General features: G+C 65.8%; 13 protein-coding genes. 3 read left to right on the top strand and 10 right to left on the bottom strand.

The annotated features are described in order from the left end of the window. The 7 genes from PSQ39_RS15940 to PSQ39_RS15970 form a co-directional block, all read right to left on the bottom strand. Window positions 1-534, bottom strand: a complete 534-nt coding sequence (locus tag PSQ39_RS15940; RefSeq protein WP_273927821.1) for a DUF3833 domain-containing protein — start codon at window positions 532-534, stop codon at window positions 1-3. Next, entirely contained in the window at window positions 519-1823 is a 1305-nt protein-coding gene (locus PSQ39_RS15945; RefSeq protein ID WP_273927822.1) for an MFS transporter, read from the bottom strand. The genes PSQ39_RS15940 and PSQ39_RS15945 overlap by 16 nt, the downstream gene beginning before the upstream one ends. Next, the gene (locus PSQ39_RS15950; protein ID WP_273927823.1) at window positions 1820-2371 is read right to left on the bottom strand and encodes a chalcone isomerase family protein; all 552 of its coding nucleotides are present in this window, start codon (window positions 2369-2371) and stop codon (window positions 1820-1822) included. The genes PSQ39_RS15945 and PSQ39_RS15950 overlap by 4 nt, the downstream gene beginning before the upstream one ends. Continuing rightward, window positions 2368-3594 carry an SAM-dependent methyltransferase gene (locus PSQ39_RS15955; RefSeq protein ID WP_273927824.1) on the bottom strand — a complete coding sequence of 409 codons (1227 nt, stop codon included), beginning with the start codon at window positions 3592-3594 and terminating at the stop codon, window positions 2368-2370. Before PSQ39_RS15955 ends, PSQ39_RS15950 begins: the two co-directional genes overlap by 4 nt. A gap of 22 nt (window positions 3595-3616) precedes the next feature. Continuing rightward, complete coding sequence (locus PSQ39_RS15960) at window positions 3617-4429, bottom strand: DUF1365 domain-containing protein (RefSeq protein WP_273927825.1); 813 nt, start codon at window positions 4427-4429, stop codon at window positions 3617-3619. Then, on the bottom strand, window positions 4426-5733 hold the full coding sequence (locus tag PSQ39_RS15965) for an NAD(P)/FAD-dependent oxidoreductase (protein ID WP_273927826.1): 1308 nt from the start codon (window positions 5731-5733) through the stop codon (window positions 4426-4428). Before PSQ39_RS15965 ends, PSQ39_RS15960 begins: the two co-directional genes overlap by 4 nt. Window positions 5734-6000: 267 nt before the next feature. Beyond that, on the bottom strand, window positions 6001-6597 hold the full coding sequence (locus tag PSQ39_RS15970) for a glutathione peroxidase (protein ID WP_273927827.1): 597 nt from the start codon (window positions 6595-6597) through the stop codon (window positions 6001-6003). 161 nt (window positions 6598-6758) lie between these two features. On the opposite strand from PSQ39_RS15970, the gene PSQ39_RS15975 reads away from it, so the two are divergent. Together PSQ39_RS15975 and PSQ39_RS15980 are read left to right on the top strand one after the other, a co-directional pair. Beyond that, the gene (locus tag PSQ39_RS15975) at window positions 6759-8330 is read left to right on the top strand and encodes a cryptochrome/photolyase family protein (RefSeq protein ID WP_273927828.1); all 1572 of its coding nucleotides are present in this window, start codon (window positions 6759-6761) and stop codon (window positions 8328-8330) included. Window positions 8331-8380: 50 nt separating this feature from the next. Continuing rightward, on the top strand, window positions 8381-9256 hold the full coding sequence (locus tag PSQ39_RS15980; protein WP_273927829.1) for a ferritin family protein: 876 nt from the start codon (window positions 8381-8383) through the stop codon (window positions 9254-9256). A 102-nt stretch (window positions 9257-9358) separates the two neighbouring features. Here the strand turns inward: PSQ39_RS15980 and PSQ39_RS15985 are convergent, their stop codons facing one another. Both PSQ39_RS15985 and PSQ39_RS15990 read right to left on the bottom strand, forming a co-directional pair. Further along, window positions 9359-10576 carry an HD-GYP domain-containing protein gene (locus PSQ39_RS15985; RefSeq protein WP_273927830.1) on the bottom strand — a complete coding sequence of 406 codons (1218 nt, stop codon included), beginning with the start codon at window positions 10574-10576 and terminating at the stop codon, window positions 9359-9361. 148 nt (window positions 10577-10724) lie between these two features. Beyond that, the gene (locus PSQ39_RS15990; protein ID WP_273927831.1) at window positions 10725-11312 is read right to left on the bottom strand and encodes an IMPACT family protein; all 588 of its coding nucleotides are present in this window, start codon (window positions 11310-11312) and stop codon (window positions 10725-10727) included. Between the two features lie 135 nt (window positions 11313-11447). On the opposite strand from PSQ39_RS15990, the gene PSQ39_RS15995 reads away from it, so the two are divergent. Then, a complete protein-coding gene (locus PSQ39_RS15995) occupies window positions 11448-12101 on the top strand; it encodes a DsbA family oxidoreductase (RefSeq protein WP_273927832.1) in 654 nt (217 codons plus the stop codon). A 40-nt stretch (window positions 12102-12141) separates the two neighbouring features. Here the strand turns inward: PSQ39_RS15995 and glnE are convergent, their stop codons facing one another. Next, on the bottom strand, window positions 12142-14853 hold the full coding sequence (gene glnE / locus PSQ39_RS16000; protein ID WP_273927833.1) for a bifunctional [glutamate--ammonia ligase]-adenylyl-L-tyrosine phosphorylase/[glutamate--ammonia-ligase] adenylyltransferase: 2712 nt from the start codon (window positions 14851-14853) through the stop codon (window positions 12142-12144). Between the last annotated feature and the right edge of the window lie 129 nt (window positions 14854-14982).

The raw sequence follows: 14982 nt of genomic DNA on the forward strand, positions 1-14982 counted from the left end.
TCAGCGCTTTTGAAAGGACAAGATGACCTCGCCCAGGCGCACGCCGAGCTTGCTCATCGTGGCGCGGTTGAGCATGACCTGGTCGTTCATCAGGATCATCCAGTCATCAAATTGCACGTGGTAGATGCTGCCGTCCACGGGCAAGGCCAGGGTGTAGTTCCAGCGCAAGGTGTTGCCCGCGCTTTGACCCACTGCCTCGCCGATGACGTCGTCGGCGCGGCCGCTGTAGCGCCCTTCGCCCAATTCGGTGATGCGCCAGACGCGGCGCTGGGTGCTGCCGTCGGAATAGCTGAACTGCTCATCGAGCACGCCTTCGGCGCCCTGCCATTGGCAGTCCATCACCACACTGAAGCGTTTGACCACCTGGCCGCTGCGGTCCATGAACACGCCATGGGCGTCGACCCGACCATTGAAGTACTGGCGCAGGTTCAGCACCGGCTTCTCGTTGCGGTAGTCGCTCACCTGGGGGCCGGCGCAGCCCCCCAGGGCCAAAGCACTGGTGCCCAAGGCCCCCAGCATCAAACGTCGTTGCATGAAAAACTCCTTGGGGATGGGGGGAGAGAAGCCGCGCTGGCAGGGCGCACGATCAAGCCATAAAGCCCCAGTGCCGCCAGCAGCTTGAGACCGCAGGGCAGCACCGCATAGGCCAGCGACAGCGCCTGCAAGCCTTCGGCGCTGCGGCTGCCCGGCGTGTAGCCCAACAGGCCCAGCAGAGGCAGGGCGAGGCCAGCGGCCAGGGCCAGATTGAGTTTGGTGGCGAAGTTCCACCAGCCCATGTAGGCCCCCGTTTGGGCGGGGTCGCCGTCGCGTTGTTGGATCAGTCCGGCCAGCAGCGCGCCCGGCAGGGCCAGGTCACTGCCCAGGGCCAGACCCGAGAGGGCGCACACCGCCAGAAAGGCCAGGCTGTCGCCCTCGCCCAGCGCGGCGGCGCCGGCGAACACGCTGACCGACAGCAGCATGCCCGCCAGCCAACTGCGCGCCAGGCCGAAGCGGCCCACGGCTTTCAGCCACAGCGGGATGGACAGCGCTGCGCAGAGAAAGTACAGACCCAGGAACAGCGGCTCTTGGGCGGCGCTGGCCTGCAGTCGGTCCTGCACAAAAAACAGCACCAGGGTGGCGGGCACGGCACTGGCAATCCCATTGAGCATGAAGACCAGCAGCAGGCGCCTGAAGCCTGCTTGCCGCCAGGGCTGCCACAGGCTGGTGGCTGCTGTGTCACCTGGGGCCTCCTGCGGGGGCTGGGGCGCCCGGCGCCAGGCCCAGCCGCCCAGCAGCAGGCCCAAGGCCAGGGCGGCCAGCATGGCCGGCAGGCCCGCCAAGGAGGGCAGCACGGAGGCCAGCAAGACGCCCAGCAGGCCAGCGCCCTCGCGCCAGGCCACGATGCGGCCACGCTGCAGCTCAGCGCCCCCCAGGCGGGCCCCCCAAGACTGGTGGGCGATGCTCAGCAGGCTGTAGGCCGCGTAGGTCAACATCAGCAAGGCGCCCGCCCAGACCAGGAGGCCGTTGGCGGACAGGGCGGGTGGAAAAAACAGGCCGGTCATGCCCAGGGCCAGCAGGCCCGAGGCCAGGGTGGCGCTGCGCCAGACGGCGTGCACCGAGCGCTGGAACAGGCGGTCACTCAGGCGGCCCAGCCAGGGATCGATCAAGGCGTCGAGCAGGCGCGCGCCCAGCAGCAAGGCGCCCAGGCTGGCCAGGGGCATGCCGAACTCGCGGGCGTAGTGGTTGGGCAGCAGCACGTACAGCGGCAGGGCCACGAAGGCCAGGGGCAGGCCCAGCAGGCCGTAGCTCAGACCATGGCGCCAGGTCCAGGGCTGGGAGCTCATGGCGCCGCCAAGGTGATCAGCGCTTGGCGCAGCTTGGGCTCGGAGGTGGCCGGCGACAACCAAATGCCAAAGAACAACCGTGAAAACAAGGGGTCGTTGAGCGTGCCCAGGGTCTTACCACCCATCTTGAAGCTGGCGCCCACCCCGGGCTGGTGCAGGCCCAGCAGGCGATCGCCGCGCTTCACGTCGGGCAGCAGGGCCTGCAGCTGTTGCAGCCAACGCGTGCCTTGCTCGGAGCTGAATTCGCCGATGCGCTTCATCTCGTCGAGCGAGCGTTTGGCAATCGCACTGCCACTGAATTCGCGCTGGTAGGTCAGCTCCAGCGCCAGGGGCAACGCTGCGTACTGCTCGGGCTCAAAGCCCGGGCTCACCCAGAGCTGGGCGTGGTAAATCTCCAGGCCCAAAAAGCGCATGGTCGCCTGGCCTGCGGCACGGCCGCCAGCCAAGGGGGCCTCGGCAACCGGCGTCTGGGCTGGTGCGCCCAGCGCAACGCTGCCCAAGCCCAGGGCCAGGCGGCGGTTGAAGCGGCGGCGCGTCAGTTGGGTCATGGCTGGGGCTTGACCAGGGTGTACTGGACCAAGTCGATGCTGCCCATGGCAAAGCCCGCCTCGCAGTAGGCGAGGTAGAACTCCCAGATGTGCATGAAGCGATCGTCAAAGCCCAGCTGCTGGATGCGGCTGCGTTGCGCCAAGAAGCGCTCGCGCCAGTGCTGCAGGGTCAGCGCGTAGTCCTGGCCGAATGCAAAGCTGTCTTCCACCTGCAGGCCCGCAGCCTCAGCGGCCTGGCGGAACTCGCGCGGGCACGGCAGGCAGCCGCCGGGGAAGATGTACTGCTGGATGAAGTCGGTGGCGCCGATGTAGCGCTCAAACAGCGCGTCGTCGATCACGATGCTCTGGATGCAGGCGCGGCCGCCCGGTTTGAGCAGGCGGTGCACCGTCTCGAAGTAGGTCGGCCAGTACTCGCGGCCCACGGCTTCGATCATCTCGATCGAGCAGATGGCGTCAAAGGGTTCGTCCTGGATGTCGCGGTAGTCCTGCAAGCGCAGGTCGGCACGCTCGGGCACGCCCAGGCGCTGCATGCGCGCCTGGGCAAAGTCCAGCTGCTCGGTGGACAGGGTCACGCCGGTCACCGAGGCCTGGAATTCGGTGCTGGCCATTTCGGCCAGCGCGCCCCAGCCGCAGCCGATCTCCAGCACGCGCTGGCCGGGTTCGACGCGGGCCATGCGCAGGGCGCGGCGCACCTTGGCGGATTGGGCCTGGCGCATGTCCTGCTCGGGTCCGCCCTCGAACCAGGCCGAGGAGTAGTTCATGGTGTCGTCCAGCCACAGCTCGTAGAAGGCGTTGCCCAAGTCGTAGTGGGCGTGGATGTTCTTGCGGCTGTTGCTGCGCGTGTTGCGGTGCAGCAGGTGCTTGAGGCGGTACAGCAGGCGGCCAGCCCAACTGCCATAGATCACGTCGTCCACATGCTGGCGGTTGGCCAGGAAGACCTTCAGCAACTCGGTCAGGTTGGGGGTGGTCCAGTCGCCGGCGATGTAGCTTTCGGCAAAGCCGATGTCGCCCGACTTGAGCGCCGCGTGGCACACCTGCCAGTTGCGCATCGTCATGGCGGCGGCGGGGCCGTCGCCGTTGCCGAAGTGCTGCAGCGAGCCGTCGGGGAACTGCACGGTCAGAGAGCCGTGCTGCAGCCGTTGCAGCAGTTTGACGGCGGTACGGGCGGCCGCTGGGGTGCCCTGGGGCAGAACGAAGCGGGAGGTGGCGGTACTGCTGTTCATAGCGGTGTCGTTGGGTTGGGTTTCAACGGCTCACAAAGGCACTGGGGGCCTCGGGCTGGCGGAAAAAGGGCACGCGCTTGAGCCAGAGCTTGAGCGCTTGCCAGTGGATGCGGGCCATCACGCCCAGCGTCATCAGCGGGTAGCCCCAGAGCGCGTGGCGCAGGCTGGCCGCGTCGATGGGAACCAACCGGCCACTGACGCTGGTTTGCAGCAGCGGGCCGGCTTCGTCGTCGTGGTCGATGCGCACCACCGTGCGCTCCTGACCGGCTTGCGTGGTGCGCATGAAGCGAAAGCGGTAGCCACCGCTGATGGCGCAAAACGGCGACACGTGGAACACCTTGCGCGCGCTCAGCTCCTGGCCCCAGGCGGGCTGGTCCAGCAAGTAGCAGTGGCGTTCGCCAAAGGTGTTGTTGACCTCGACCACGATGGCGCGCAGCGTGCCGTCGCGCCGGTGGCAGTACCAGAAGCTCACGGGCTTGAAGGTGTAGCCCAGCACGCGCGGGTAGCAGTGCAACCAGACCTGGCCGTCGGCGTCGGCAATGCCTTCGGCGGTCAGCAGCTCGTCCAGCCAAGCCAGCGCGCCGCCTTGCTCAGGCGCTCTGCCGTCACCGTGGTCGCGGTCATGAAAGCTCAGTGCGCCCCGCCGGTTGATGGCCAGCGGGCTGTCGTGCAGCGCCGCGCCGCGCATGGGCAGCATGACAAAGAACGTGGGGTAGGCGAAGGCGTTGTGCGCCGGCCGCAGGCGGGTGTGGCGCACCTGGCCAAAGCCCAGCAGCGGACGGTCTGGCCCCGGTGTGCCGGGGGCCTTGGCCTGCGCCTGGGGTCGCGGGTTCATGCGGCTTGCGCTTGCCTTTGGGGCAAGCTGTTGAGCACTTGGCGCGCCGCTTGCAGGCCGGACTTGAGGCCGTCCTCATGGAAGCCGTAGCCGGTCCAGGCACCGCAGAACCAGGTGTGCTGCTGGCCTTGCAGTTCAGGCACGCGCTGCTGGGCCCGGATGGCGGCCTGGTCGAACACCGGGTGCGCGTACTCATAGCGGCCCAAGATTTGCGCGGGGTCGATGTCCTGCACCGGGTTGAGCGACACCAGCACCGGTTGTTCGAAGGGCAGCGGTTGCAGCTTGTTGAGCAGGTAGTGAAGGCAGACGCGGGCCGATTCGCGCTCCTTGCTTTGCGCGCGTTCGTAGTTCCAGGCGGCCCAGGCGCTGCGGCGCTGCGGCAGCACGCGGGCATCGGTGTGCAGCACGGCCAGGTTGGGCTGGTAGCTGATGGCCCCCAGCACTTCATGCTCCGCCGCCGAGGCGTCCCGCAACAGGCCCAGGGCCTGGTCGGAATGGGTGGCCAGGATCAGGCGGTCAAAGCGCTCGGCGCGGCCATCGGTGATGATGCGCACACCCGCTGCGTCACGCTCAATCAGGCGCACCGGGGTGTTCAGGCGCTTGTCGGCGATGCCGGCGGTGATCTTCTCCACATAGTGGCGCGAGCCGCCGCTCACGGTGTGCCAAGCCGGGCGGTTGCTGACCTGGATCAGGCCGTGGTTGTAGCAAAACCGGATCATGGTGGCGACCGGGAAGCGCAGCATCTGGTCGGTCGGGCAGCTCCAGATGCAGCCCAGCATGGGCAGGAAGTACCAGTCGCGGAAGGCGTCGCCAAAGCGGTGCTCGCGCAGGAAGTCTTCCAGCGGCTGCATCAGCGCGGACTCTTGCGCCGCCTGGGCGATTTGCGTCGTCAGCCGGTTGAAGCGCAGCAGATCGGCCAGCATGCCCAGGAAGCGGGGGTTCAGCAGGTTGCCCCGCTGAGCGAAGACCGTGGACAGGTTGGAGCCGCTCCATTCCAGCTTGCGGCCTGGGCCCAAGGCGTCCGGCACTTGGACCGAAAACGACATGTCCGACGGCGAGGTGGCGACGCCGAGCTCGGCCAGCAGGCTGATCAGTTGGGGGTAGGTGCGCTCGTTGTAGACCAGAAAGCCCGTGTCCACCCCGTGGGTGACCGGACCGCGCGGCGTGGGCAGGGTGACATCGACCGTGTGGGCATGGCCCCCAAAGTAGTCACCGGCCTCGAACAAGCTGATCTCGGCGTGGCCGCGCAGCGCGTGCGCTGCTGCCAGGCCCGAGACGCCGGAGCCAATGATGGCGATCTTCATGTGGACCTCCGACCCAGGGCAGCCCAAGGCGAGGGGAAGAAAAGTGTTGCGAAGCGCCCCGAAACGAAGGAGGGAGGGAGGGAGGAGGAGAAGCGTTTCAGGATTTCATCTGGGCCACACGGCGCCAGAAGGCTTCGCAACATCGAAAGACACTGTCCACCCAAGGTGTTCAGTGATGCGTAGAGTGGGGTCGGCGACAGAAAGTTCCACCGGTTCACAGGTAATTTCCTGTCAAAAGAGAGAGGCATGGCGTTGGTCTCCGCAGCCTCAGGGGGCTGCCAACTCACGTTGCAGGGTTTTGAGCAGGGCTTTGTCGTCAGGGCCGGTCATGCTGGAGTAGCTGCCCACCAACTCGCCCTTGCGGTTGATCACGTACTTGTAGAAGTTCCAGCGCGGGGTCTGACCCGACATCTGCGCCAGTTGCTTGTAGAAGGGGGAGGCCTGCGCACCCGACACGCTGCTCTTGGCGAACATCGGAAACTTCACCCCGAAGGTGTTTTCGCAGAAGTCCGCAATCTGCTGGTTGTTGCCGGTTTCTTGCGAAAAATCGTTGGATGGGAAGCCCAGCACCACCAGGCCTTGGTCCTTGTAGCGGGCATGCAGGCCTTCCAGGCCCTTGTACTGGCCCGTGAAACCGCAGTAACTGGCCGTGTTGACCACCAGCAGCACCTTGCCCTTGTACTGGCACAGCGACTGTGGCTTTTCGTCTTGCAGGCGGGCGAAGGTGTGTTGCAAGATGGCTGGGCAGGCCGCGTCGCTGCCTGTGGCCGCGCTGGGGGCCGGGTTGGCGGCGCTGGCCGGCAGGGCCCAGACAAGACCCCAGACCCATGGCAGCAGCAGTTTGGCGGCAAGAACAGTGCGCATACAGACCCCAGTTCGGAAATTGGTGAGAAGACGTATCTTCATCCTTGCGAAAGTATACTGCTTAGTATTCTTTTAATACCATTTGGTTTTTATTTCTCCACTTTGTTGACACAGGCTTTGACCATGCGCGCGTATCAGCTTTCAGCACCCCGGAGCCGGCCATGAGCCCCGAGCGCAGCAGCCCGGCCTGGACCCGCCCCCAGCGGGTCGTGTGGGTACTGGGTGACCAGTTGTGGCTGGGGCACCCCGCCCTGGTCGACTTCAACCCGGCCACCGACCATGTGCTGATGGTGGAGGCGCCAGGCGAAGCCCGCGCCGTCTGGAACCACCGGGCGCGAATAGCCGTTTTTTTGTCGGCCATGCGGCATTTCTGCAACGACCTGCACCGTCAGGGCTGGGCCTACACCTATGTGCGGCTGACCGACATGCCTGACGAGCCCAGTCTGGCAGGTCGCGCCCAGCAGGCTTTGCAAACACTGCAGCCGAAGGTCCTGCGCCTGTGCGAGCCTGGCGACTGGCGCACGCTGGAGTCCGCGCGCAGCGTGGCGCATGGGCTGGGGGTGGACTTTGAGGTCTTGGCAGACCCGCATTTCATGTGCTCCCGCGCCGAATTTGCGCGCTGGGCCCTGGGCAAAAAGACACTGCGCATGGAGTTCTTCTACCGCGACATGCGGCGCCGCCACGGCGTGCTCATGGACGGGCGTGACCCGGCGGGCGGGCAGTGGAATTACGACAGCGACAACCGACAGGGCTTTCCGTCCAGTGGTCCAGGCCCCATCGCCACGCCGGAGCAGTTCCCGCCAGACCGCATCACCGAACAAGTGCTGGCCTTGGTGGCGGAGCAGTTCCCTGACCACCCGGGTTCGCTGGCCCACTTTGTCTGGCCCGTCACGCGGGCCCAGGCGCTGGAGGCGCTGGACCGCTTCATCACCGTGCGCTTGGCGCCCTTCGGCCCCTACCAGGATGCCATGTGGACCGGCACGCCTTGGGGTTGGCATTCGCTGCTGTCGGTGGCCTTGAACCTGCACCTGCTGGACCCGCGCGAGGTGATTGCCGCTGCTGAAACCGCCTGGCGCGAGCGCCACCTGCCGCTGGCCAGTGTGGAGGGTTTCATCCGGCAAATCCTGGGCTGGCGTGAGTTCATCCGGGGCCTGTACTGGCTGGACATGCCGCACATGGCCGAGGCCAACCACTTTGACCATCACCGCGCCCTGCCCGCCTGGTACTGGACCGGCCAGACCCGCATGGCCTGCCAGCGCGAGGTGGTGCAGCAAACCTTGGCGCATGGCTACGCCCACCACATCCAGCGCCTGATGGTGACCGGTCAGTTCGCTTTGTTGGCCGAGGTGGAGCCGCGCCTGGTCAGCGACTGGTACCTGGCCATGTACGTGGATGCCGTGGAGTGGGTGGAGCTGCCCAACACGGCGGGCATGGCCTTGCACGCCACCGGTCCGCGTTTCACCAGCAAGCCCTACATTGCCAGTGGCCAGTACCTCAAGCGCATGAGCAACTACTGCCAGGGCTGCGCCTACGACCCGGCTCAGCGCGTGGGCCCCAAGGCCTGTCCGGTCAGCACCTTGTATTGGCACTTCTTGCTGCGCCATGCCGATGAGCTGGCGCGCAACCCCCGCACCGCCTTGATGGTCAAAAGCACGGCACGCTTGTCCCCCGAGGAGCGGGACCGCATAACCGAAACGGCCACTTATGTCCTTGACCATCTCGATGATTTGTAAAGGTTTTTTGAGCCAAGCCCTTAAAATTGGGGGAATAACGAAAGATCGCCATGCTCTACCCTGAACTTTTCAAGCAACTCGAGTCCGTCCGCTGGGACATGGACAAGGACATTCCCTGGGACCAGTTCGATGCCTCCAAGCTGTCGGACGAGCAGGCCCAGACCATCAAGATGAATGCCATCACCGAGTGGGCCGCCCTGCCGGCCACCGAGATGTTCCTGCGTGACAACCGGGGTGACAGCGATTTTTCGGCCTTCATGTCGATCTGGTTCTTCGAGGAGCAAAAGCACTCCCTGGTGCTGATGGAGTACCTGCGCCGCTTCCGCCCCGAGCTGGTGCCCACCGAGCAAGAACTGCATGAAATCCGTTTTGAGTTCGACCCCGCGCCGGCCCTCGAAACCCTGATGCTGCATTTCTGCGGCGAAATCCGCCTCAACCACTGGTACCGCCGCGCCTCCGAGTGGCACACCGAGCCGGTGATCAAGCAGATCTACACCACGCTGAGCCAGGATGAAGCCCGCCACGGTGGTGCCTACCTGCGTTACATGAAGCGCGCCATCAACAACTTTGGCAACGACGCCAAAGCCGCTTTCACCAAGGTGGGGGTGCTCATGGCCAGCGCTCGCCGCACCGCGCAAGCACTGCACCCCACCAACCTGCACGTCAACAAAGACCTGTTCCCGCGTGACACCATCCAGAGCCGCCTGCCCAACCCCGAGTGGCTGGAACACTGGCTGGACAAGCAGATCAACTTTGACGCCGTGTGGGAAACGAAGGTCGTGGACCGCATCCTGCACAACATGAGCCTGCTGATGGACCGCAGCTTCAAGAGCGTGCAAGAACTCAACCGCTACCGCAAGGAGCTCGCAGCCAGCCTGGCGCCGGCCACGTCGGGCACACCCGCCGCAGGCGCACAGCCCGCGTGATCCTGTGGCCACGTGGATGCCTCGCAGGCCTCCACGTCCACGCGCAAAACAAAACGGCCCGTCAAGGGCCGTTTGGCTTCAGGGGGGCTTGGAGGCACTGACTCACATCAGCGTCAGCAAGCGCTCCAGGGGCAAATGGGTTTTGACGTCTTTCACCGGCACCCCGCTGAGCACCTTGAAATTGGCTTGAGCCGTGTCGCGCGCCGTGGGCTCGGCCGTGGCCATGCCCTGGCGGTTGATCAGCACCGCCACCCGCGGCGTGCTCGGCGTCTGGCCCCGCTTGGTGACCACAGCGATTTCGCCCGAGGCCAGCTTCACATAGGAGCCCGGCGCGTACATGCCCACGGCCTTGATCAGGGCCGCACCGGCTTCGTCGACTTTTTTCTCTTCATCAAAGTAGCTGCCCTGCATGGCCGCGGTGGAGGGCAATGGCGAGCGCGTGGCACGCGGCGCCATGCGGGCGCCAAAAATGTCGGCGCGCTGGATCAGCCGGGCCATCTGCTGCGCGATCGGGCGCGGGGCCAAGGGCCCCGGCTTGCGGTCATGGTGGTGGGCCACGGCTTCCAGCCAGTCGGGCTCTTCGACCCCGAGTTTCTTGAGCAGAGCGACCGATTCTGCCGAGTGGTTGTCAATGGTTTGCACCTGCAAGTTGGTCAGCGGCTGGGCCTGCTGGGCCAGTTGGTCTTGCATCTCGGTCATGCTGATGTTCATGGTCAGGGCCGCTTTGCCCAGGCAGCTGACCTGGTCCTCGGTCCAGTTGAGCACCTGGCGCGCCGCCAGCATGCACACCACCGACACCAACATGGCGTGGGTGGCGCTGTACATGCGGGTTTCCGTGGCCGACAGGTGCATCAGCGCAAACAGGGTGGCATCGGGCTGGCGGTCCTTGAGCAGCATCAGGTCGGCATGCAGCTGGAACAAGCGGGTCATGAAGCCGCTGCTGTCGGGGTTGCGCAGCACCCCGTTGGCGCGCACCTGGATGTCGTGCCAGTTGGGTCGGCGGCTGGCGTCGGTGATGGTCGGTGCCGTGCTTTCCGGGCCTTTGCCGTCGGTGATGAACTGGGTCGAAGCGATGGTGCCCAGGGTCTTGCCCTCACGCACCATGGCGTGCAGCTTGCTCACATAGGCGCGGTGGCTGTCGCCGGACTCGTCGGTGTCCACGCACAGGTTGAGCCCGCGCATGGCCATGGCCTGCAGCTCTTCCTTGGATTGCACCACATAGCCTTTTTGGGCCAGCAGGACACCCGTGCTGCTGCGCAACACAAACGGCAAGGGGTAGCCCAGAGGAATGGTTTCGAGGTCTAGCTTGACGAGCTTCATGATCTGTTTTGATTATGAGCGCATTGCTTTGGTCTGAGGGGACTGATAGTTGACCGTTGTGACTGTCAAGTCAACGACTGCCGGTTTTATGTATCCATTTGTATGAATTTCACATCATCCCTTGGGGAGCGGGCCCCGGCAGGGGCGATCAGGCCTCGACCCAGGCCAGCCGGCCTTGCCCCATTTCCTGCAAGCGCGCCACCAGGGCGGCTTGCTTGGAGGCCGGCAAGCGCCAACGTGCCGTGACCACACTGCCATGCTGCACGTCCAGCAACTCGGCCTGGACCAGGTCCAGTTCGCGGCGCAGGCTGCCCTCCAGTGCATAGGGCACGCTGCAGGCCTGTTCACACCATTTTTCCAGCCGGACCTTGGGCGCAGTCAGCAATGCCTGGGCCACGCTGTCGGTGTAGGCCCGCACCAGGCCGCCAGCACCCAGTTTGACGCCGCCAAAGTAACGCACCACGGTGGCCAGCACGCCTTCCAGGTCCTGGTGGCGCAGCACGTCCAGCATGGGGCGGCCCGCCGTACCGCCCGGCTCGCCATCGTCCACCGCGGCGGACTGCCCGCCGGCCAGCAAGGCCCAGCAGACATGGGCGGCACCTGGGTGCTGGGCGCGCAATTGCTGCACCACGGCCTGGGCGGCCGTGCGGTCGGCCATGGGCTGCACACAGCAAATGAAGCGGCTCTTTTTGATCACCAGTTCGGCGTGGGCGGGGGCGGAGAGGGTGTGCGGCATGGGGCGCAAAGCTTAACCTGAGCTCCGTTCGTGTTTGCTTTGCTGCCCAGCAAGGCTCGCCACTTTGGCCTACCATGCGGCGATTCTTGATTTGTCTGTGGCGCTTCTGGGCGCTGCACCTTGCTGCGAGGCCCCATGACCACTCCCACCGTGCTGAAGATTGATTTTGTTTCTGATGTGTCCTGCCCCTGGTGCGCCATCGGCTTGAACGGCCTGCAAACAGCCTTGCAGCGCTTGGACGGTTCGGTGCAGGCAGAGCTGCACTTCCAACCCTTTGAGCTCAACCCGCAGATGGGGCCAGAAGGCCAGGACATCTCCGAGCATTTGGCCCAGAAGTACGGCGCCACGCCCGAGCAGAGCGCCGCCAACCGCGAAGCCATCCGCCAACGTGGCGCATCGGTGGGTTTCGCCTTCAACATGGCCGCCCGTGACCGCATCTACAACACCTTTGACGCCCACCGCCTGCTGCATTGGGCCGAAGGCGAAGGCCGGCAACTGGCGCTCAAGAAGGCCTTGTTTGACGCGTACTTCGGCGCGGGCCGCAACCCTTCAGACCCGGTGGTGTTGGTCGAATTGGCGGCTGCCGTCGGTCTGGACGCCGACCGGGCACAGGCCATTCTGGCCAGCGATGAATTTGCTGGCGAGGTGCGGGACCAGGAGGCCTTCTACCAACAGCACGGCATCAACTCGGTGCCTGCCGTGATCATCAACGACCGGCATTTGATCCAGGGCGGTCAACCGCCTGAGGTGTTCGAGCAGGCACTGCGCCAGATCGCCGCTGGCGCCTGAGCTGCGCAGGCCGGGGCTCAAGGCCCCGACCGGCCTGGTTTCATTCGAACACCGTCCTCCACAAGGCCTCGATGGCCTCGCGCTCGGTTTTCACCTGGTCCGGGTCGATCTGGGTCGGCTCTTCGTTGAGTCGGGCCTGGTGCTGGATGCGGCGCAGTTCTCGGTAGGCCACCGCCGCGCGCTCGCCCACACCGGCGGGCAGCAGGCCGGTGGCTTCGGCGCGTTGCAGCAGTGCGATGTTGCCCACATTGGCGCGCAACTCGGGGTGCTGGGCCGATTGCGACAGCACCAGGTACTGCACGGCAAATTCGGCGTCCACCATGCCGCCCACACTGTGTTTGACGTCGAATTGGCCCGCCCGCACGGCATGGGCGCTGCGCACCCGTTCGCGCATGGTGACGATCTCCTGGCGCAAGGCCTGGGCGTCGCGCGGCGCGGTGATGACGGCCTCGCGCACCGCGTCAAAGCGGGCTTGTAAGGCGGGGCTGCCCAGCACAAAGCGGGCGCGGGTCATGGCCTGGTGTTCCCAGGTCCAGGCCGTGTTGCTGCCGCGCTGGGACTGGTACTTGGCATAGGCCTCGAAGGTGGTGACCAGCAGGCCCGAGTTGCCGTTGGGGCGCAGCGCGGTGTCAATCTCGTACAGATCGCCTTCGCCGGTCTTCACGCTGAGCCAGTTGATCAGCTTGCGCACAAAGGCGGCAAACACCTCGGGCGCACGCTCGTCCTCGTCTTCGTAAACGAAGACGATGTCCAGGTCACTGCCATAGCCCAGCTCTTTGCCGCCCAGCTTGCCGTAGCCAATGATGGCGAACTGCGGCAGGTCGGCGTCGCTGCGGTGGCGGTTCTTCAGGCGTTCCCAGCACCAGCGCACGGTGATTTGCAGCAAGGTGTCGGCCAGCAGGCTCAGGTCGTCGGCCACCTGTTCGACGCTCAGGCGACCCTCGACGTCGCGCGCCAGGGTGCGGAAGGTCTCCGCGTGGTGGGCGCGGCGCAGCAAGTTGAGCAGGGTCTCTTCGTCGTCTTCGCCGGTGGAGCGCAGCGAGTCGATGCGGCGTGACAGCTCGTCCTTGAACTCGGCCGGGTGGAAGCGTTCGCTGAGCATGGCGTCACTGGCCAGCTCATCGATCACCCCGGGGTGCTGCAGCAGGTAGCGTGCCGGCCAGCGGGCGGCGCCCAGCAGGTGCATCAGGCGTTCGTGCACCGCGGGGCGTTCCAGCAGCATGGCCAGGTAGCTTTCGCGGCGCAGCAGGGGCTCGAGCCAGTTGACCAGCTGCAAGGCGGATTCTTCCGTCACCCGGCCTTCACGCACCCACAGGCTGCTGCGCTGGATCAGGCGGATCAGGCGCGAGCGCACGTCCTCGCGCAAGGCCTGCACGCGGGGGTGGTCGCGCCAGGGCTTCAGGCGCTCGCGCAAACGCTCGGGGAGTTGGTCCAGCAGGCCCTCGATCTCGGCGGGCGGTTGTCCTCCCTTGGGGCCGCCGCAGCCACCGCCGCGGCAGCTTTTGCGCTCTTCGCTCTGGCCCAGCAGGATGTCGAACTCTTGCGCCACCAGTTCACGGTGCGCGTCGAGTTCATGCAAAAACGGGCAGTAGCTCTCGAAGCCCAGGGTCTGGGCCACCCATTTCAGGTCGTCGTCCTGGGTGGGCAGCACATGGGTTTGCTGGTCGTCCAGGTACTGGATGCGGTGCTCCACCCGACGCAAAAAGGTATAGGCCCGGGCCAGTGCCTCGGCGGTCTCGGTGGGCATCAGGCCGGCGCGGGCCAGGCGTTGCAAAGCCTCCAAGGTGGGGCGGCAGCGCAGTTCGGGGTACTGGCCGCCGCGCACCACTTGCAGCAGTTGCACGGTGAATTCGATCTCGCGGATGCCGCCGCGCGACAGCTTGACGTCGTTGGCCCGCTCGGGGTGGCCGGCGCTGCGGCGCGCGGCATGTTCACGGATTTGGCGGTGCAGGATGCGCAAGGCCTCGAACACGCTGTAGTCCAGGTAGCGGCGGAACACAAAGGGCAGCACCACGCCGCGCAGTTGCTGCACGCCTGGGTTGCCCAGGCAGGCGCGCGGTGCAATGACCCGGCTCTTGAGCCAGGCAAAGCGTTCCCACTCGCGGCCCTGGACCTGGAAGTACTCCTCCAGCGCGCTCAGTGACACGGCGGCCGGCCCGGAGTTGCCGTTGGGGCGCAGCGCCAGGTCGACGCGGAAGACAAAGCCGTGCTCGGTGGTGTCGCCAATCAGGCCAAAAATCATGCGCACGGCACGCGCAAAGTACTCATGGTGGGTGATGCGGCCGCGCCCATCGGCCTGGCCGGCGGTTTCGCCGTCGTGGTCGTAGACGTAGATCAGGTCGATGTCGCTGGACACATTGAGTTCGCGTGCCCCCAGCTTGCCCATGCCGATGACCCACAGCTCGGCGCGCTGGCCGTCCGGGCCCAGGGGGACGCCGTGCCGGCTGTCCAACTCTTGCTGCGCCTCGGTGCAAGCCACGTCCAGGGCCAACTCGGCCAGCTCGGTGACCGCACGCGTGACGGTGTGGAGCGGGGCCTGCTGCTCGCAATCCAACACCACCAGGCGCTCCATGACCAGTTGGCGCAGGATGCGCAGGGCCGCACTGGTGTCGTACTGGCGCTCGCGCAAGGCGGCCAGGGCCTCGGCCATGCTGGCCCGGGTGGGGGTGCCCGGCGGCAACAAATGCAACAGGTTTTCGTAGCGGCGGCGCAGGCGTTGCACCAGTCGGGATTTTTCGGCTAAGGGCTGCATGGTCAAAGGCCTTCAGGGCACGCCAGCAAGCAACCGGGTGGTTGCTGCTTTGATTCACATATCTTCATAGGGCCGCTGTCGGCCCTGGTTTCGCTGCGGGTCATAATTCCGGCCACATTCCATCCGCGA

It is taken from the genome of Curvibacter microcysteis (assembly GCF_028649455.1).
Taxonomy (GTDB): domain Bacteria; phylum Pseudomonadota; class Gammaproteobacteria; order Burkholderiales; family Burkholderiaceae_C; genus Curvibacter; species Curvibacter microcysteis.